Raw genomic sequence first — 20,309 nt, 5'->3', positions numbered from 1 at the left:
GGCATGATAAAGCGAAGTTGCGGGCAGTTCGGCGTAAGCCGGTAAACCCATTACGACACCCTAAACATTCCTATCCCCGAGGAAGCTTACAATCGAAATAGGCAGGTCTCCTGACTTACGACTCCAGCGGCCGCCCCACTCCTTCCCATGCTGTCGCACAGTGGATACGCAGGACATCCTCATCGATTACAGTGACGGGTTCGTGTTGGACTCTCACCAACTTCCCTCTTCATTTCAAACAGCCGCTTGGACGGCCATATGAAAAACCTATTTCTACACTATTCTTTTTTAACGTTACGGTTCATGCCCAGTATATAGAAGAATTGATAGTTTGTAAACTTTATTTGGGGCAGGGGGTTCAAAGCAGACAAGGACTCCGCCCATCGTGTGGAGAATTGCGACGAACGAGCGTAGGATTCCGCCAAAGTGCGTGAGAACTCCGCCCATGGAGTTGAGGATTGCGACGAACGGGCGTAGAATTCCGCTCCAAGGCACCAAAATTGAAATTTGGGGGTATTCTCCTATTTCTATTGTGAAAACTAGGAGAAAATGATAGCGTATATTATGAACACCGAATAATCCGAAAAGGAGTGATCGGGATTATTAAAATTCATCGACAAAAGCCAGAACTTTTAATAGCACTACCCAGATTGCTGGCCCGTCTTCATCCTACCCACGACAAATACAAAGATCTTGAAAATCAACTCTATCGAATCGAGGCTGGCTACGCAGGAGAATGTAGAGTTGATAAGTATTTGGAAACCATTGAATTCCCTGAGCCAGTTTCTATTTTTACCGATTTACAATTAGTTATTACTCCGGGTTTTACCATTCAAATTGATACCCTGATCTTAACCCCATCCCATGCGATCATTCTTGAGATCAAGAATATTGCAGGTACGTTATCTTACATTTCTCATCCACCCCACTTTGAAAGCATCTATTCCGAAAACAAATCAATCGTTATTAATTGTCCTTTGATGCAACTAAATAATAATAAGGCAGGCCTCGAAATATGGTTTAAAAGAAATGACTACAATTTGCAAATAACCGGATTGATTGTTTTGGCCACCAATACTTTGGTGAAAAATGCTCCGTCTGAAATGCCAATCGTGTATGCGAAGCATCTTCGGTCCTATCTCAGGAAATGGGAAAAGGGAAAAGCACCGATGACTTTATCCCAATTCCAAAGAATGCTTGATGAATTAAATAAAGATAGATTGTGGTATAACCCTTATCCACTTGCTGGGAAATATCAATTGGATTTAGGTTCTATTCTTCAAGGGAACCTATGTGCAAATTGTAACAGCCAGCTGTTCCGTAAGAATAAAATTCTTTGGACATGCCGGAATTGCAAACTTGATATTAAAGAGCCGTACGTAGATAGCATGAAAGATTGGTATATGCTTTTTAAAGGTACCATTACAAATCAAGAATGCCGTGATTTCTTGAAATTAAAAGATAAACATGCTGCCCGCCACATATTGCGTTCCCTCCCTTTAATTCGTATCGGAAAATCAAAAGCTACTCAATATACGTGGGATTATAAGGTTTCTCCTTCACAATTAAAGAAAATTTCAATCCTTTCTTCGAAAAACTGAAGAAGGGATTATCTCTAATTTTAAGTATCCGATTACGACCAAACGGTGAAGAACTCCGCTCAACCGCCTGAGAAATCCGCAAAAGCCTTGCGGAATTCCGCCCAATCTCGGGATTCCGTCGAAGTGTGAGAGGATTCCGCCCAAACGGTGAAGAAATCCGCTAAAGCCTTGCGGAATGTCCAATCCCCTGGAAGTAGAGGAGGATTATCAAATCTTATATCCCTCTATTATCCTAGTCATTACTCCATAACTTTGGACATAAGAATTAATTATATTTCAATAGCGTTATTGATAATAATCAAGGAAATAATTAAAGAAATAAAGTATATCCAAGGAAAGTGATAATCTTACTTTGTTGATTGAACAAAGCTTGATGGCATAGGGGTTAGGTGTTTTATAATTTTAACACTAAACAATATCGAATTATTACAAATATTCGAAAGTTTATGTTGAATATTTGTAAATAGTTTGCTAATCTGAACTTGTGTACTATAACAAATAGTTGAACTACTTCATTTTTCGGCTAACCTTTCTACTTGACTGGCAGAGGAATGAAAGCGGTTTCAGTTGGAGGGGGAGATAGCACGCGAGTTCGTTAGCCGAAAATTTGAAGAGGAGGATGAAATCATGAAGAACGCTCGTGGAAATTCCAGACCGAATTTCGAAAAGATCATTGAAACTCCAGAATTTAAACAATTGGTCAAACGTAAAAACACATTTGCGACACCGTACATCATTTTCTTTTTTGCTGCCTATTTTTTACTTCCAATTTTGACAGGATACACCAAGATACTTGAGAATCGTGCTATTGGTTGGATGACTTGGACCTGGGTATATGCGTTTAGCATGTTTATCATGGTCTGGGTATTCACTTCAATCTATATGAATAAAGCGAAAGACTTTGACAAGGATGTTGAAGAAATTCTAAAGAAAAACGTTGTAGAATAAAGGGGGAAACGCCGTGGGGATCATTTCAATCTTAATTTTCGTTTCAGTTATCCTACTTACACTTATTGTCACGTATTGGGCCGCCAAGCAGACCCAAACAGCAAGTGATTTCTATACTGCCGGTGGATCATTGACCGGCTGGCAAAATGGCATGGCCATCGCCGGTGACTATTTATCGGCAGCTTCCTTTCTTGGAATCGCGGGTGCCATTTCGTTGAATGGTTTCGACGGTTTCTACTACAGCGTCGGTTGGTTGACGGCTTATCTCGTTGTATTATTCCTTATTGCGGAGCCACTCCGGAATTTAGGGAAATTTACAATGGCAGATATGATTGGTTCCCGTTTCGGGGCGAGAAAAGTACGTGGAGCGGCTGCTCTTAACACGATTACGATCGTATTATTCTACATGTTGGCACAGTTGGTCGGTGCGGGTGCACTCATTAAATTGTTACTAGGTATTGATTATTGGATTTCAGTATTAATCGTTGGTGTCATGATGACAGTCTATGTACTATTTGGAGGCATGACTGCAACAAGTTGGGTGCAAATTATAAAAGCTATCTTACTGATGGCTGGGACGGTCATCATTTCATTCCTCGTCCTATTAAAGTTCAATTTTAACTTCATCGGAATGTTCGATGCTATGCGTACTGCGACTCCGCATGGAGAAGCCTTCCTACATTCGGGTGTTGTTTATAAGGATCCAATTGGCTTGATTTCCGTTTTAATTGCCCTTGTTCTAGGGACAGCGGGCTTGCCGCATATCTTAATGCGCTTTTTCACCGTAAAAGATGCAAAGACGGCACGTTCCTCAGTCATCTACGCGGTATGGATCATCGGTATTTTCTATGTCATGACCATTTTCCTCGGGTTCGGAGCAGCGAAATTCGTAGGGGCGGATGCCATTATCGCTGAAAATGCGGCTGGTAATATGGCAGCGCCGATGCTTGCCGGTGTACTAGGTGGAGATGCGTTGGAGTCCTTCGTTGCGGCCGTTGCATTCGCTACGATCCTTGCGGTTGTTGCAGGACTTGTTTTATCCGGTGCGTCCGCAATTGCTCACGATATTTATGGAGAGATCATTAAAAAAGGAAAAGTGACGGAAAAGCAGCAAGTGCGTGCTGCCCGTATTGCGGCTCTCAGCGTGGCGGTCGTTTCCATCCTTCTTGCATTAGGTGCAGAGAAGATGAATGTTGCCTTCCTCGTTTCGCTTGCTTTCTGTATTGCGGCTTCCGCCAATGTACCGACAATTTTGATGACCATCTATTGGAGAAAGTTCAATACAACGGGGGCGGTCGCTTCCATGTTGACCGGTTTAATTGTTGCATTGGTTCTCGTTGCTGTCAGTCCGAATGTCATTCACCCCGAAGTGGGCAAGGCGTTCTTTGTTGGGACTCCTTTATTCCCATACGCGAATCCTGCCATCATCTCCGTGCCGGCTGGATTCATCGCTGCGTATATCGGCACAGTGATCGGGGCCAAAAAGCATGACGCGGAGGCCATCCCTTATGCTGAAGTGAAATTCAAGGCAGAAACAGGCTACCGTGAACTTGAAGGTTGATTTGGAAATGAAATGAGATTGTAACTGAAAATGGACAACCTCTCTGAAACTTACTGAAGTGGCAGAGAGGTTTTTCATTCGGGAAGGATGAGGACAATCGAAACGATGATACAAAAAGACCAATTAGAAAAGATTCACGAGCAACCCTTTTTTCGGACTATGTCCAAAGAAGATTTTGAGAAAGTGATTGTCCATTGTGAACTGAAGCATTTTCCCACTACCGAGAAGTTGGATTATTTCAGGACACCGCAAGAGGGGCTGCTTTTGATCCTCAAAGGGGCCGTCCATATTTTTGTGAAAAGCGATGACGGATCCCCCGTTGTGATTGAGGCACTGCAAGAAGGACAATTGGTTGGGTTTTCCAACTTCTCCTATTTCCTAGGGGAATCCAGCGAGGTGTTGGAACGGCATCAGCTGGAAATGGAGATCATGGAAGGTTCCCATTGTTTGCAAGTTCCCTATTCCGTCGTTCAGCAAAGGTTGGGTGATGAAACGGTCCGGGATTATATTCTCCGGAAAATGTCGAATCGCTTGGCGACCGCTTATTCTTTGCTAGGCGAGCAGGCAAAACTGCCGGATGACTGGGGAGATAGCGAGCCGTTTGTCCGTCGTGTGCAGGATTTTATGAAAGCACCGGTCACTACGGTCGGTGGGGAGGCGACGGTCCAAGAAATCGCCCAGCTCATGGTTGATCACAAAATCAGCTCTGTCATGGTGGTGGATGAAAATGGACGACTTTTGGGTATTGTAACAGAAAAGGATCTCGTCCAACGAGTTGTCGCAAACGGCACTTCGGAAATATTATGTGCGAGAGATGTCATGACGAAAAATCCACACACCATATCCCGGCATGACTACTATTATGAAGTGTTATCTGCCTTTTATAATTATGGAGTCAAGCATTTGCCGGTCGTTGAAGGGGATCGCCTGGCGGGAGTTGTGACTTTCTCGAATTTGATGTCCAAGCGCGACCGGGGATCGATGGGCATTTTGAAGACGATTGAAGAGTCATCCTTTGCAAGTCTGCCCGTCGTAAAGACGGCCATTTACGATGTCCTTTCCAATTTGATACAAGATGAGATTTCTACCATCCATACGCTTGAAATCATTACGCGGCTTTATGACCGGCTCGCCCGCCATTGTGTCAAATTGGCCGTCGAGTCCTTGCAAGCCAAGGGACTGGGCGGTCCACCTGTTCCGTTCTCATGGTACCAAATGGGAAGTGGCGCCCGTGGCGAGCAATTCATGTTGACCGACCAAGATCACTTCCTCGTTTACGCTGATCTGGTGAATAAAGATCGGGAACAAGTCGAATCGTATTTTGCGCAGCTCGGGGAGGAGATTGTCGCCCATTTGGAACAGGCAGGCTATGCACGCTGCAAAGGAAAAATGATGTCGAGCGAGGCGCATTGGCGGGGATCGGTCTCCGATTGGCGACAACGTATGCGGACATGGGCAGTGAAACCGACCGATGAAGATATTTTATTAGGCTATAATTTCTTCTCCTTCCGCTTCTTATATGGCGATGGGCTGGTCCATAAGAATTTTATCGAGATGGTGAAACGTCAGGTGAAATCGTCTCAGACGTTTATCTATTATATGGCCGAACAAGAACGGGAAAAGCCGATTCCTCAATTAAATCAGCCGCTCCTGACGTTGTTCCGCAGTCGAGCGAAGCGGGAAGTCATCGATATCAAACTGCATGCGTTATTTCCAATGCACCATTGCTTGCAGATTTTGGGGATCCATAAAGGGATTATCAATGCGACTCCGCTAGAACTGTTGGAAGGATTGGTGGCGGAGAAGGAGTTGTCTGCCGGATTTGCGGATGAAGTCCGGCATGCCTACGAAGTTGCTCTCGGCACGCGAATTCAATTGTCTTGGAAAAAACATTTGCGCGGTGAGGATATCACTACCGAAATCAAACTGGAAACCCTCCTGAAGTGGGAGCGTGATCAAGTACGGACGATGTTGGACACGGCACGTTCCTTGCAATCTCATTTACTGTCCAAACTGTAACTTGCTTCAGCAAACCCAGCTGAATCAAGTTAAAGCCTCCGGCGGATGTCACAGATTTTGAAAGGAGTTAATCGAGCAAGCTCGATTCAAAATCTGGACGCAATTACGCCGAGGCGTAATTGATCAATAGCCTAGCCAGAAACAGGCAGGAAGAGGGGAACATCTTTGTTTTGGAGAAAAAAACGACTGCCTTATGAATTGCAGCGACCTTTCCAACTCGACACGAAGTTGCGGGATATGTCCTTTACGATATTTGATACCGAAACGACCGGTTTTTCCATCGCCTCACATGATCGGCTGATTGAAATCGGAGCGGTCCAGGTGGAAGGCTTTTATGTCACAGATCGGACGTTCCAGACATTTGTCAATCCGGACCGCGATATCCCGGAACATATTACAAAGCTCACTTCCATCTCGCAAAGGGAAGTGGAGGGGGCTCCGTCGTCTTTGGAAGCAATTCAGGCTTATTTTCAATTTGTCGAGGAAAATCAAAGCGGAGGATGGATTGGGCATCATGTCAGCTTCGACGAAATGGTATTGAAAAACGAGCTGCAACGCGAAAAGCTGACGTATGACCCGCCGTCCTCGTTTGACACGATGGATTTGATCAACTACTTGAATCCGACTTGGGATCAGCAAGATTTGGAGAATTACTCGAACGTTTTCGGAACCCGGACATTCGAGCGGCACCGCGCCTTGGGAGACGCCCTGACAACCGCCCATTTATTCGTCGAGGTGCTCCGATGCTTGGAAGAACGGGGCGTCACAACGCTAGCCGATTTGCTGCGGCTAAGGAACGGCAAGGCCCAGCAATCGATCGCGTTGTTTTAGTTGTTGAATGAAATAGGATATAGGCCAGCGGGGGAGCATATAACCACGCTGGCCTATTTTGATGTTCGGTGAAGCAGATTGTCCAACGAACGGGCAAAGTTGTCCAACCATTACGCTGAGGTTTTCAACCATGCCATGCAGTTGTCCAACCCGCCCTTTACTAGACAACGAGCGCAATCTCACTAAACTTTACCGTGCCACCTCTCCCCTCAATTTAGCCAGGACCCGCTCCCTTCGTTTCTTCACGCCGGCGACGGTGATGCCGATTCGTCTGGCGCATTCCGCTTGTGTAAGTTGGTCGACGAATAGCCAATGGAGGAGTTTACCCTCTTCCGGTTGTAATTGCTCGATGGCCTCAGACAGATTGTCGGTCCAAGGCGTTGGGGGTGCCTGCTCATTTACCTGTAGAAATTCCAAATGTTCGTCTTCTATAGGAACGCTGCTTTCAAAAAATCGGTTTTCTCTTTTCATTTCATCCAGCAGAGCACCTCGGATACTGCGGTGCGCAAATGGAGTGAAGTTCCCTTTTTCGCTGTCGAAGCGGGTCCACGCTTGCCAGAGTGCAATGCGGCCTGCTTGCCTGAACTGTTCAAAATCGCGGTAAATATGCAATTGGCGAATCGTGGCGGAAATCATCGGTTCATACTGTTGTAACACCTTCTCGAAATCGGTCAATAGTGCGGCCTTTCCGACCGTGCACGATGCTTTGTATTCCCGGGTGCTTCCATCGTATTTGATTTAGGGACAGTGGAGCGAATGGGGGTTTTGGAGAAATGGAGGACGATACGTAGAGATATAGCCAGGTGATATTTGGTAAATAACTAACAATACAGTAAACTTTTACATAATGTTAAGCGCTCGTTATTTTTACGTCATGATTTACCGTTAAACTGAATTGAATTTTTACAACACCATATCATTCCGAAATCTCTTATATTGAAAATAAAAATCCCTCCCAAGTCCGGATTGATTTGGGAAGGAATTTTCATTATTTGATCACGGGTAGCTTGTCCACATAGCTGCCGTGTACATACAACTCATCGTGATGCGTGGAGTCAGAGCGGATTTTGATCCACGGACTTTCCGGCAGTGCGTCATCGAGAATGATCAACGGCATCCCCGATTTTGCGTAAGTGAAGGCAATCGGGTGATTCGTTCCGGGGCTGGTCCGTACATTCAACCCCGTTGTATTCGTCAAACCAAGCTCGTAGGCATTCGCGCCTTCTATCCCGCCCATGGCCTTGTCGATGCGGTACAGATGGCCCGCCGCTTTGGAGCCCCAATACGGATCGGAAGCGTATTTGACGTTCATTCCGACGGATTTATTCCCGAAAACAGCTCCATACGCGTACGCTCCGTTCGGAGGGATATAGTTTTTATTCCAGAAGGCGGTAATCAGTTCTTCGATATTCCGTTCCACCGAATCAAAATGTTTTGCCAACGGATTGTCGTCCGTCACGTAAAGACCGAACAGATTATTGTATTGCTGTGCCCGGTCGCTCAGACCATACGTACTCTCATGCTGTGCCAAGGCAAGAATGTGAAGCGCATTGACATGATGTTCTGCCTCAATCTTTTTTAATATAGAGCCGATACCGAGCAACTTACTTTTGGTGGAGGCATTCTGATACGTCGAGCTATTCGGGTATTGCGCCTCGAGACGGTTCAGCAAATCGACGATAAAAGCATCGATCTCATCTGCTGAATAAGGAGTGACGCTGCGGATCGGCAAGTATTGGAAGTATTGATAAGCGACACCAGCTTCCTTCCCATCTGCAGTGGTGAAGTGGCTGCCATCTGCGCTGTAGTACTGTGCGCCCGCCTGCATGAATGAAGGTGCTGCACCCGCATTATATGTAGCAAACTTCTTAGTGCTATGTGAATAGATAGAATGGTAGAGTGCGTCACTCGATCGGTAATAATAGGAACGATTTTGGACGGCTCCTTCGGGAATCAAATGGCTGTTCTCGTGCTTGATGAAGCGCGGAATGCCCGCCACATTCACTTCCACATACGTATCTGTCGAGTCGATATACGTCAATTCCGTATCAGCGGGCACATAAGTTTCTTGTCGTTTGAGCTGCTTGTCCGCATAAATGATGGTGAGTGAACTTTGCTTGGTCGGCTTCGTTACGACGAGACCGGCTGGCATCTTAATGATGTTCCCCGCTTGCAGGATGACTTGATTCGCCGCTAGTGCGGATAGCGCGGACTCATAGTTAGGATATGTCCGTATGATGGACGTGCGGCCATCCGGTTGGAGCGTCGCTACGTCGTACGGTGGTGGAGCTTCGATTGTAAACCGTTTTTGGATCAGTCCGGACAAATACTTTCCGTTTTCACCCCGGGCGTCTGACGTAATATGTAAGGTGTACGTTGCAGAATGGGTATAGCCCCCGGTTGGCGGCGCTATAGTGACTTGCTTTTTGTCAGTGGAAACCTTGAGCGCGCCATTTCGTTTTACACCCGACACATCGGTGACGTAAATCGTGTTGGAATTGACCGTTGCTGTATTGACCGTACTATTAAACGTGACCGTCCAAGTCTTATCGGTCGGCACATCGAACGCTTCATCCGTAATGGCTGCTTGCCCGATTGGTGGGGCGATGAATAAAAGAATAGTGCAAAGGAATACGGCTAGGACACTGGGAAACTGTTTTTTCATATGTAGATTTAGCACTGGTGGACTACCTCCTCTGTTGAATGTACCATAGTAATAGATTAATAATTATGGACATTGAGGCGGCTCATTTTCAGCAATGTTACCCTAGCCTTCACGGTGAATGTAGCTTCATTCTATATATTTCATGTAAAAAAGTAGAGGATGTGGAATTCCACATCCTCTACTTAACTTATTAGACAGCCCCTTGTTATTAAAACCCAAACTCCCGATACAAGCCTATAAACTGCCCAAGTGCCGAGTCGGCCATAATGGTCACGAAAATAGCAAAGAGAATCAGGAATAGGACCAGGTACAGGAAGAAGCCATAAAGCGGGTCGAGTCCTGTCGGTTTTTGCGTCAGCAAGGTGCTGATCAGGTAGAGAGGCAGGATGAAGATGGCCAGCAACACTGTAAGGGCGAGAGCCACATTCCCGAACGTATAAGATTTCATTAGCATGAAGAGGAACGCAGCCGCTGCGGTAACGAGAAGCAAGGATAAATGGGCACCGTATAGGCTGGCAATCGATTTCAACGTCAGTTGGGATCCAAAGAATTTGTTAATAGTGAATAAGGAGATGAGTGCTAGTGCAATCAACACCAAGGTGAACGCCATATTGTTGATTATCGTGGACAGAAATGGGACTTCGACAAAGCCCGATACTACGCTGCGAATCATCGTATAGATGGCTCCTGCGGTCAGCACGCAAAACAGGATGATACTAATCAATGCGTTAGTGAATTCTTCTTGCCCTTCTTGGAATGAGCGGGACGGTTTTTTTAATTGCTGCATGAAATAGGAGCCGTACATTTTCGATTGGGCTTTGAGTTTCTCGACATGGACATTCGGTTCAAGCTGAGCTTGTGCTATTGTTTCTGTCGCTGTTACATGCTCTAAATTTACCGGGACTCCCGATGTGGAACCCTCAAATCTTGTGCCGCATTTCCCGCAAAACTTTCCTGTTTCTTGTGAATGTCCGCATTGAATGCAAATCATGTGATAATATCCCTCCACTTATTTTTTGTGACATGTCACCGTTTCCGTTTTGTCTCAAAGATATGGATTTTATGGATCTTGTAATCACCGTTATCATCCACATGGATATCGTATTGCTTATCCCGCTCGTAGAAAATGACATCGTATAAATGGTTCGTGAAATAGAATTCTTCATACGTTGAAACATTCGCTTCCTCGCCAATCAGCTTGATTCCTGTTACTTCATTGACAGAAAAATCGTACTGATAATAGTCATCGCCGGTATCCGCGACGAAATCCTTGAGCTCCTTATGTGCCACGGAACCAGGTGCCAAGTACGATTCCACCAAGCTGAACTTCTTTCGGTTCAATGCCAGTTCATAGCTATTCCTAAAGTCTATGATGAAGGACTTCAATTTATCTCGGTCAAACGTCTCTTCTCCAATCTCCTCAGGTGTCTTCACAACAAAGCTATATATCCCAGGATAGGTGAAATAAAGGTGGTGGCCTCCCGTGACGATTTCTTCGAAACTGACGGCCGTTTCCCCAGTGGGTGTTTCTTTTTGGACAGTCAGCTTCAAGTCGGTATCTTCGAAAATAGGTCCGATCTGTTTCAGTTCCTCAATTGTCTTCTCCGTCGACTTTCCGTTAACGTAGACGATGCTATCGGGATAGTCGCCGTCCAGTGCGATCATATGGTCGCTGCTACGAAGTGCCAGTGCGTTGGTTTCCCCAAGATTTTTGACGTTAAATGTCCAAGTAGCTTCATTAGGGAAGAACGGATCATTACTTATCGCCTTCACCTCGTAATACCCCGGTAGAAAGGAGCCAAGTTCGATATCCTGTCTTTGCAGCTCATAATCTTTCCCGTTGATATGGACCCGGCCATTTACTAGATCAGTTTCAATCTTGACGTCTGTTCCGATTGCCGAAACTTTGACGGTCGGATAAAAATAGAGGAACTTCTTCTCATTCAAGCGAAAAAGTTCGGAACCGTCTTCGTGTTTGACGACCCGGGTGATTCCATCCTTCGCCACTGCTTCCGCGTTTTCCAATAGCTTCTCATGGAATTGATCCATTTTTTGCTCGCGTATGTAAGCCATATAGGAATGCGCGTCATAGTTCACATCTTTTGGAATGATTATATTTCCAAAGAATGCTGTTTCGTTTTCATCCAGGATTGCGTTGTAAAGCGAAAGTATTGCCTTTTCCGGACTCGTCATGGATTTGATTGTCAAATGGCCGACTATGACAGCTGCTGCGATGAAAAGAACGAGGGACAACAGGACTTTTTGCAGAACCGTAAGCTTTGTCTGAGGCTTCGTTCTCACCAACGGAGCGGATTCTGTCGTCTTGGGTAGTGCGATCTTTGGATCGACTACTGGTTCGGCTACTTCAGGTTCGATAAGCGTTGGATTCATCGCGCCGCACGAAACGCAAAAGCGTTGCTGGTCCTCCAGTTGGGTACCGCAACCGGTACAGAAATTTTCCAATTGATTACCTCCTGTCCATTAAAATATAACTACGCCAAAAGTTCGGGTGTTATGAAAGGTACACCACAATCTATTTTTTATTTTTCAATGAACTTCCGGATTGTTCCAATATGCTACAATGAAATCAATCAAATTTGGAATCTAGCCGAAGGAAGGTAGTCCGATGAAACGAAGTTTGCAAATCTGGTTGGGTCTCTTATCCATATTCTTTGTGCTGTTCCCGTATGTCCCGTCGGCCTCTGCGGAACCGTTGCAGGAAGTCCGGGAATTGGTCCGGGATTATTATGTGGATGAAGTGCCGGCATCCGTGTTGGAAAAGAAGTCAGTGAAAGAGCTGGTCCGACAGTTGGATTTATATTCGGAATATATGAGTGCGAAAGAGTATAAAGCATTCATTGACGAGATTGAAAGCCGATTTGTTGGCATCGGAGTCGTACTGGAACCGGACGATAAAGGAGTGCGGGTTGCATCCCTAATTCCAGGTGGACCTGCTGAGCGGGCGGGCATCCAGCCAGGGGACGTCATCACCCACGTGGATGGTCGGAGTATTACCGGGAAATCGGTGGAGGGAGCCGTTTCTGTCATAAGTGGTGCCGAGAAGACAAGTGTGACGATAACGGCTGAAAGGGTAGGGCAAGCTAAACCGTTCACCATTAAACTGGTGCGCGAGGCCATCAACCTGCCGAATGTGGAGTATGAAATGCTAGGCGGCGAAATCGGCTATGTCCGACTTAATAGTTTTGCGACCGAATCGGCAAAGGGAATCGACCGGGCCATACGAGCATTACCGGGCGCGAAGGGCTGGATCTTTGATTTGCGTGATAATGGGGGAGGATATATTTCATCTGCCCAGGAAGTGACCGGGTTTTTCCCGAAAGCGAACCAAGCTTTCCAACTCAGGGAACGGAACATGGAGCCGGAGTTGGTTAAAACGATTCGCCAGCCAAGACAGTTCACAGGATCGGTTCATATGTTGATCAATACGTTTAGCGCCAGCGCTTCCGAAATGGTGGCCGCTGCAGTGAAGGAGCAGCAAGCGGCCACCATTTATGGCCAGCCGAGTTATGGAAAAGGGACGATGCAGTCATTATTCGAATTCAAAGATGGCAGTGCGTTGAAGCTGACAACCGCCCGTTTTTATTCACCGGGGGGCCGGTCGATCGATCAGGTCGGCGTGAAACCGCATGTCTTGACTGCGGGGGGAGCAGAATTGGCAACCTCGCATCGCGACCAATTGCTCGCAACATTGAAAGGCTACCAATCACACGGGAAGTTGAAAAACGTCCCGAAGGATAAAACATTCACCGTGGAAATGACGAAAAGCATGAACTGGAAGGCTTTTCCGGCAAGCGGACTTCAATTGTTTGAACTGGGTGGAAAAGAAAAGGCCGTCAGTTATCAAGTGGTCGACGACAAGACGGTAACCGTGATACCGAAAGAAGCGTTGCGATCGGGAAAAGCTTATCTGCTAGTCATTCATCCCGTCGGAAAAGACCTTCAAAACCGGCAAATGAAAAAAGGGATATACGTGGAAGTAACGGTGAAATAGGATAATAGTTGTGAGAAACAGCAGGCACAGTAACAAGTGTCTGCTGTTTTTTTGTTTGATAGATAGAAAGGGAGTAAAAGTCATATTCATTTTCAATTGAATTGTAAATTTGTTATGAATAGCGTTCTAGTATTCTATCAAGTATTATTGAACTATAAGATCTGTAAGAGGTCGCTTCATGACATGAATCTAGTGAACAGGAAATGATTATCCAAATCTCAGTCTTAAGGCTGATTAAAGTTCATGGAGATGACTACATAATATAGTGAGTCAAGACAACCTAAATTTGGAAGAGTCATTGTACATACAGATAGCACTACTCTACTAAAAACTTACATGAAAAAGAGATGTGACAAGGGAAGGGGAATGGCAGCAAATGAAAAAGCCGTTAGCTGTGATAGCAAGTGTTGGAATCCTATGTAGTGGGTTTTCATTAGCGACTCCACCGATTGTGATGGGGATGGAGTACCCTGTGAACGAGCAGGGAATCAGGACGGAAGGGGTATTGACGCTAACGCTGGATGAGGTGATTGAGCGGGCCATGGCAAATGACCGCACGATTATCATTCTTGGCTATCAATACGAAATCTTGAAGGCACAACGGGAAATGACCTATGACAGCATTGATGAACTGGAAGACAAGAAGGAAAAGGCGGAAAGTAATTTGAATTCCATTCCTCTGGATGAGGACATTATCAGACATGGCCTCCTTCCACATTATCAGGAACAGCTCGGTGATCAGACATATGATGACCTCTCGCCGGATGATCCATTAAAGCTGGAAATTGACAATGCAACTCATAATCAGAGAATGGAAAACATTCATAAGAATAGTGCGCTCGAAGCAGAGGTCAAACAAATGACAGATAAAATCACGGATAGTATTGAAGACTTGAAAACGGGCTTGAAGCAAAATGATATCAGCAATAAAAAGCTTCAATTACAAGTGGAAGAAACAAAGGAAGGCATTCGTTATATGGTAAAAGGCCGTTATATCGATCTGCTGAGTAGAAAAGAAGGATTGGCATTACAAGGAAGATATATCGATAAAATAAAGAAAGATATTTATAAGGCGGAACAAGAAAGCAATCTGGGAATCGTTTCGTACCAGAGTGTAAGACAATTGAAAAGAGAATTGAAAACTCAAGAAACTGAACTCACAAAGATCAAAAAAGTGTATGAACAAGATTTAATGAAGCTTTTACATGACTTGGGATATGCTTTAACGTTGAATGTTGAATTCACGCCTCCGGAATTGGAGGAGCTGGAAAAAATAGATGCGAATCGAGCGGAGGAAATAAAGAAGAGCTTCCTTGCCAACTCATATGATCTTAAGAAAATCGCTCAGGATATCGAAAAATTAGAATATGACGGCGAGAAACTTGCAGAAAAAGATAAAGACAAAGACGAGAACGCAAACGTGAAATATCTAGAGAGAATGAACCAACAAGAACTAAAAATGAAATTGGAGGAAAAAAAGAAATTTGAAGATGAAACGACCAAGTATCTCTCCACCTTGTTCGCGCAGGCGGATGATGCGTTTGAATTAATTAAAGAAAAAGATTGGAAAAAAGAAAATGTGAAAGAGGATGAAGAAAAGTTAGCCATTCAACATGAATTAGGACTCATTTCAAAATTTGACTATGAAAGTTCAAAATTAGCATATGAGCAAGCTGTGTTTGATGAGTATATGGCAAAAATGGCTTTCTATTTAAAACTTGAAGAAATTGCTATTGTAGAAAAGGGATTGCGTCTACATTAATTAGGGGGATTCAAGCTAACATGAAACAGAAAAATATGAATAAATTGATAGGGATCGGTATGGTCATATGTGCTGCGTTCATTTTTTCGGGCTGTAGTAAGCCGGAAACTGCGGCGCAAGAAGTGAAAGCGACACCTGTTGCCGTAGAAAAGGCGTATTCCGGCTCGTTAAGCGGAAATAACCAATTAACCGGAACGGCAAAGGCGGGATCGGATGTTGAAGTGTTTCCGAAAGTGGCAGGGGAAGTCATCAAAGTCGAAGTGGACAACGGGTCCTTCGTAAAGAAAGGCCAAGTATTGGCCAAGTTGGACGACAAAGAACAGCGGCTTGCTGTCGAGGTGGAAAAGGCGCGTGTGCAACAGGCCGAAAATGCATTGCTCCGAGCACAGAACGGGAAAAAGCAGGCTGAAAAAAACCGGGAGCAATCTCTGGTCAGTTTAAAACAAGCTGAGGGCGGCATTGAGGAAGCAAAAGAAGGCCGTGAGAACAACGTGAACAACTTAAAGAGAGAAATCGAGAATGTGGAGCAACAGGTTGAAGAAGCTACACGGAATACGGAACGAATGAACAAACTGTATGAAGAAGGGTTAATTTCCTTGCAGCAATTGGAGCAGGCCCAATCGGCTGAAAGGCAAGCAAAGCTTGGTCTGGATCAGTTGAAATTAAAGCAGACTCAAATGGAAAGTGAACTCAGTCTTACCAATATGCAAACGACGGTGGAGCAAGCGACATTGAACATTGAAATTGCTGAAGGGACGATCCGGGATTCCGAGGTTTCAATAAAGGATGCTCAGACTGCGGTGAAACAAGCCCAAATCGCATTAAGTGCAGCGCAAAACCGGTTGAATGATACCGTGATTACCGCTCCTGTTTCAGGAAGGGTAATGGCTGCTAATACCAAAGCGGGCGAATTTGTAACGGGACAGCAACCATTCCTCCGAATCATTTCCGAGGATTTGCTTGATGTGGAAATGACGGTCACAGCAGACCAATTAATGCTGTTTGAGATCGGTGATGTCGTTAGTGTCCAATTCGCAGGACAAACGGAGAAAATGGAAGGGACCGTAACCTATATTTCCCCGGCTGCCGATGCAAGTAGACTATTTGCGATAGATGTACGGGTGAATAACCCTGATAAAACCCTACGTCCTGGGATGGTGGCGACTGTTTCGGTGGAAGAGGTACTTGTTGCGGATAGTGTAATTGTACCGTCGGCAGCAATCGTGGAGCGACAAGATCAAGTCTTTGTGTTTACGGTAAAAGAGAATGTGGTTACGGAAAGGGAAGTCGAAGTGGTTCGCTATGACACGGATTTCACGGCTATCAGTGGTGATATAGTGGCGGATGAGGAAGTGGTAGTGAAAGGCCAGAGCCTCCTTGCAAACGGAGATGCTGTTCGGATTGTAAAGGAGGAAAAGTAAGGTGAAACACCTCGTTGATTTTTCTGTGAAAAGGCCTGTAGGCATTATCATGTTCGTGATGGCTGCCCTCGTTTTAGGGATGATTTCCTTAAAAAACCTAGCCATTGACTTGATGCCAGAAATTGAAGTTCCGGTGGCGGTCGTAGCGACGAGCTATGATGGTGCTGCCCCGCAAGAAGTGGAAGAACTCCTTACACGTCCGATAGAGCAGGCAGTAGGTTCCATTGAGGGATTGAAAAGAATTAATTCAACCTCAGCGCCGGGTTCTTCGCTTGTCATCCTGGAGTTTGATTGGGGAAAGAAAATCGATTCCACGATGAATGATATTCGGGAAAAACTGGACTTGGTGACCGGGGCATTGCCTGATGATGCCGGCTCTCCCAAAATTATTAAAATTGATCCGCAAGCGACTCCTGTCATGTGGATCGGTTTAGGCGGAGCCCCTCTTGAAAGACTACAAGAAATTGCAGAAGATGAAGTCAGACCGCATTTTGAACGGATTGAGGGAGTCGCCTCTGTTACGGTGGAAGGTGGAAAGACGAGGGAAATTCAAGTTGAATTGGACCGTGCCAAATTAGCGCATTACAATTTGACAGGTGCTCAAGTCATTCAAGCCATTAACGGGGAAAATCGGGCTGCCTCTGCTGGAAACTTGAGAAGGGGCGCGCAGGATTTACAATTGCGTATTGATGGTGAGTTCACTTCTCTCGATGATATTCGAAATACAATGATATCTCTCCAAGATGGTCGGACCATTAAGGTGTCTGACGTAGCAACAGTAGAAGATAGTTTTAAATCCATGTCGCAAATAGCCAAAGTAAACGGTGAAGAAGCGCTCGTTATATCCGTCATGAAGATATCGGATGGAAATTCCGTGCAAGTTTCGGATAATCTTTTAAAAAGTATGCCGGCTTTACAGGAAAGGCTTAATAGTAGGGGCATGGAACTGTCCGTCATTATGGACACCTCGGATTATATCCGGGATTCCATCAGCAGTGTCGTGAACAATATGTTAATTGGCGGATGTTTGGCTATCGGAATTTTATTTCTCTTTCTACGAAGCATTCGAACGACGATTATCATCGCAATTTCAATCCCTATTTCGATCATTGCGACGTTTACACTTATGTACTTTACTGGGGAAACACTGAACGTCCTTTCCATGGGTGGCTTGGCGCTAGGACTAGGAATGATGGTCGACAGCTCCATCGTTATTTTGGAAAACATTTTTACGAAGCGACAGCAAGGATATAATTTGGTGGACGCGGCCCGGGAAGGGGCGGCTGAACTGGCCCCGGCCGTGTTTGCGTCCACGATGACAACGGTTGTCGTTTTCTTGCCGATCGTATTTGTCAGCGGGATGGCGTCCCAATTATTCAGGCCATTGTCCTATACAGTCGCATTTGCGTTGTTTGCGTCCTTAGTCGTTTCGTTGACGATCATTCCGATGCTGGCATCCAAATTGCTAGGTAAAACAAAAGCGAACTTTGGCATAGATAATGAAGGAAAACAAGGCAGGTTCAATCTAGTAAAACCATTGTATAAAAAAGTGCTGGAACTTGCATTGCGTTTCAGGAAAACGACCGTTGCGATTACATTTTTGCTGATTGTACTTAGCTTTGCTGTCACACCGTTTATCGGAGCTGAATTTATTCCCGAAGGTGATACAGGGGAAATCCAAGTGAGTGTAACGTTGCAGGCAGGGGTAAAGCTTGAGGAGACAGAGGCCGTCGTAGGTGAGGTGGACGCTATTCTCCAAAACTACAAAGGCATCATTCGCACCAGTTATGTTGGAATTGGATCGGGAGGAGGTTCCGGATTTGGAGGTGGCTCCAATATCGCGTCCTATATGATTCAGCTGGTTCCTTCATCCGAACGTACGATGACTACAAAGCAGTTAATTGCGGAACTGGATAACAAGCTCCAAGATATCCCGGGGGCCGAGTTCAAGGTGACAGGGATGGATATGGGGCTCGGCGGTGGTGCGCCTGTTCAAATCAATATAACCGGAAAAGATATGAATGTCTTAAAAGATTTATCACAGCAAGTCATGTGGGAGCTTGACGAAATCGACGGCGTTGCGAACGTGGAAAGCTCGTTCAGTGAAGGGCGTCCCGAGCTGACGATTGTGGTTAAACGGAACATTGCAAGTGAATACGGACTATCTTATCAGCAAGTAATGAATGAAGTTACATTGGCATTCAATGGACAAACCGCAACGCGCTATCGCCATGATGGAAGTGAATTTGATGTCCGGGTTCTGCTGCCGGAGGATAGCCGTCAATCGATCCGCGACTTGGAAACGATGGTGATCCGTTCAAACAAGGGCGTGGATGTACCGCTAACCGCAGTAGCTGACCTTTCATATCGCCAAGGTCCTACGGAAATCAACCGCAGCAACCAAGAGCGCCAAATGCGGGTTACAGCAGATTTACGGGACCGTGATCTGGGAAGTGTAATTAAGGATGTAAATCTACGGATTGAAACGATGAATTTGCCTGACGGTTATCAAATTAACACGGGCGGTCAGGCAGATGAGATGGCGGACGCATTCATGCAGCTAACGATGGCGCTTGCTTTGTCCATCTTCTTAGTTTACATGGTCATGGCTGTCCAATTTGAATCGTTTGCACATCCATTCATTATTATGTTTTCACTGCCTACTACGGTGATCGGTGTGCTGTTAGGGTTATTTATCACCGGCCAGTCCTTAAGTGTACCCGCCTTTATCGGGTTTATCATGCTAGCTGGGATTGTTGTAAACAACGCAATTATTTTGGTTGATTACATCAATATTCTCCGTGGAAAAGGCGTGGACTTATACGAAGCCATCATTCAGTCAGGATTGAGCCGTTTGCGCCCTATCCTGATGACAACATTGACGACCGTGCTTGGAATGGTGCCACTTTTCTTAGGCCTCGGTGAAGGTACGGAATCGCAAAGACCGATGGCGGTTGTCATCATCTTTGGATTACTGTTCTCGACGGTTTTCACCCTGGTGCTTATTCCAGTGCTATATTTAATGATGGAGAATGTGAAAGCGAAGTTTCGTGTTCCGCAATTCCCGCGTTTTCTTCGGTTTGGAAAACGGAAAGAGACGGTTGAGGAGAATTAAGTAGGGGATGCGCAGTTACAAGAGTGGGGAAGAAAAGACGTTTTGTCTTTTCTTCCTTTTGTGTTGAGAGGGAAAAATCATGTTCCGATTGCGCCTAACCTCGCAACATTTTGAATGTACTTCACAACGTTTTAACTGAGCTTCTAAACGAAGTGTCCCTACTTCACAACGTTTCATCCGAACTTCTAAACGAATTGTCCACCTCACAACGTTTCGCCTCGAGTTCTAAACGAAATGTCCTCACCTCGAAACGTTTCATCTGATTTTCGAAACGTATTTACCTTACCTAGAAACGTTGCGTTCAAACTTCGAAACGCTTTCCCCAACCCGACCCTACCTAATCGAAAAAAGGTTCCAGCGCACATGATGCTGGA

13 protein-coding genes and 1 riboswitch are annotated in these 20,309 nt (G+C 45.4%); of the genes, 9 read left to right on the top strand and 4 right to left on the bottom strand.

Going from position 1 to position 20,309, the window contains the following annotated elements; genetic code table 11:
* Positions 1-82: 82 nt before the first annotated feature.
* A riboswitch (cobalamin riboswitch) is annotated at positions 83-286 on the bottom strand.
* A gap of 304 nt (positions 287-590) precedes the next feature.
* The 5 genes from AB1K83_RS13225 (at position 591) to AB1K83_RS13205 (ending at position 6,960) form a co-directional block, all read left to right on the top strand.
* On the top strand, positions 591-1,601 hold the full coding sequence (locus AB1K83_RS13225; RefSeq protein ID WP_413058678.1) for a nuclease-related domain-containing protein: 1,011 nt from the start codon (positions 591-593) through the stop codon (positions 1,599-1,601).
* A 627-nt stretch (positions 1,602-2,228) separates the two neighbouring features.
* Positions 2,229-2,549 carry a DUF485 domain-containing protein gene (locus AB1K83_RS13220; RefSeq protein ID WP_413058677.1) on the top strand — a complete coding sequence of 107 codons (321 nt, stop codon included), beginning with the start codon at positions 2,229-2,231 and terminating at the stop codon, positions 2,547-2,549.
* A gap of 13 nt (positions 2,550-2,562) precedes the next feature.
* Positions 2,563-4,110: a cation acetate symporter gene (locus AB1K83_RS13215; RefSeq protein WP_413058676.1), complete on the top strand. Its 1,548-nt coding sequence runs from the start codon at positions 2,563-2,565 to the stop codon at positions 4,108-4,110.
* A gap of 87 nt (positions 4,111-4,197) precedes the next feature.
* Positions 4,198-6,129 (top strand): DUF294 nucleotidyltransferase-like domain-containing protein, encoded by a 1,932-nt coding sequence (locus tag AB1K83_RS13210; RefSeq protein WP_413058675.1) that lies wholly within the window; start codon positions 4,198-4,200, stop codon positions 6,127-6,129.
* Between the two features lie 165 nt (positions 6,130-6,294).
* Positions 6,295-6,960, top strand: coding sequence for a PolC-type DNA polymerase III (locus AB1K83_RS13205; RefSeq protein WP_413058674.1), 666 nt, complete (start codon positions 6,295-6,297; stop codon positions 6,958-6,960).
* Between the two features lie 189 nt (positions 6,961-7,149).
* Here the strand turns inward: AB1K83_RS13205 and AB1K83_RS13200 are convergent, their stop codons facing one another.
* The 4 genes from AB1K83_RS13200 to AB1K83_RS13185 all read right to left on the bottom strand — a co-directional run bounded on the left by AB1K83_RS13200 (position 7,150) and on the right by AB1K83_RS13185 (position 12,088).
* On the bottom strand, positions 7,150-7,635 hold the full coding sequence (locus AB1K83_RS13200; protein ID WP_413058673.1) for a sigma-70 family RNA polymerase sigma factor: 486 nt from the start codon (positions 7,633-7,635) through the stop codon (positions 7,150-7,152).
* Between the two features lie 313 nt (positions 7,636-7,948).
* Entirely contained in the window at positions 7,949-9,640 is a 1,692-nt protein-coding gene (locus AB1K83_RS13195) for a glucosaminidase domain-containing protein (protein ID WP_413058672.1), read from the bottom strand.
* A 193-nt stretch (positions 9,641-9,833) separates the two neighbouring features.
* Positions 9,834-10,616: a hypothetical protein gene (locus AB1K83_RS13190; protein WP_413058671.1), complete on the bottom strand. Its 783-nt coding sequence runs from the start codon at positions 10,614-10,616 to the stop codon at positions 9,834-9,836.
* Positions 10,617-10,651: 35 nt separating this feature from the next.
* A complete protein-coding gene (locus AB1K83_RS13185) occupies positions 10,652-12,088 on the bottom strand; it encodes a TcaA NTF2-like domain-containing protein (protein WP_413058670.1) in 1,437 nt (478 codons plus the stop codon).
* 163 nt (positions 12,089-12,251) lie between these two features.
* Between AB1K83_RS13185 and AB1K83_RS13180 the strand changes: the two genes are divergently transcribed.
* The 4 genes from AB1K83_RS13180 to AB1K83_RS13165 all read left to right on the top strand — a co-directional run bounded on the left by AB1K83_RS13180 (position 12,252) and on the right by AB1K83_RS13165 (position 19,935).
* Positions 12,252-13,637, top strand: coding sequence for a S41 family peptidase (locus AB1K83_RS13180; protein ID WP_413058669.1), 1,386 nt, complete (start codon positions 12,252-12,254; stop codon positions 13,635-13,637).
* A gap of 376 nt (positions 13,638-14,013) precedes the next feature.
* The gene (locus tag AB1K83_RS13175) at positions 14,014-15,399 is read left to right on the top strand and encodes a hypothetical protein (protein WP_413058668.1); all 1,386 of its coding nucleotides are present in this window, start codon (positions 14,014-14,016) and stop codon (positions 15,397-15,399) included.
* Between the two features lie 20 nt (positions 15,400-15,419).
* Positions 15,420-16,820, top strand: a complete 1,401-nt coding sequence (locus AB1K83_RS13170) for an efflux RND transporter periplasmic adaptor subunit (protein WP_413058667.1) — start codon at positions 15,420-15,422, stop codon at positions 16,818-16,820.
* A 1-nt stretch (position 16,821) separates the two neighbouring features.
* Positions 16,822-19,935: an efflux RND transporter permease subunit gene (locus AB1K83_RS13165; protein ID WP_413058666.1), complete on the top strand. Its 3,114-nt coding sequence runs from the start codon at positions 16,822-16,824 to the stop codon at positions 19,933-19,935.
* The last annotated feature ends 374 nt before the right edge of the window (positions 19,936-20,309 follow it).

The organism is Sporosarcina sp. 179-K 3D1 HS (assembly GCF_047228905.1).
Lineage (GTDB): Bacteria > Bacillota > Bacilli > Bacillales_A > Planococcaceae > Sporosarcina.
The sequence above is the reverse complement of the archived record's forward strand: the minus strand, read 5'-3'. Positions and strand labels throughout refer to the sequence as shown.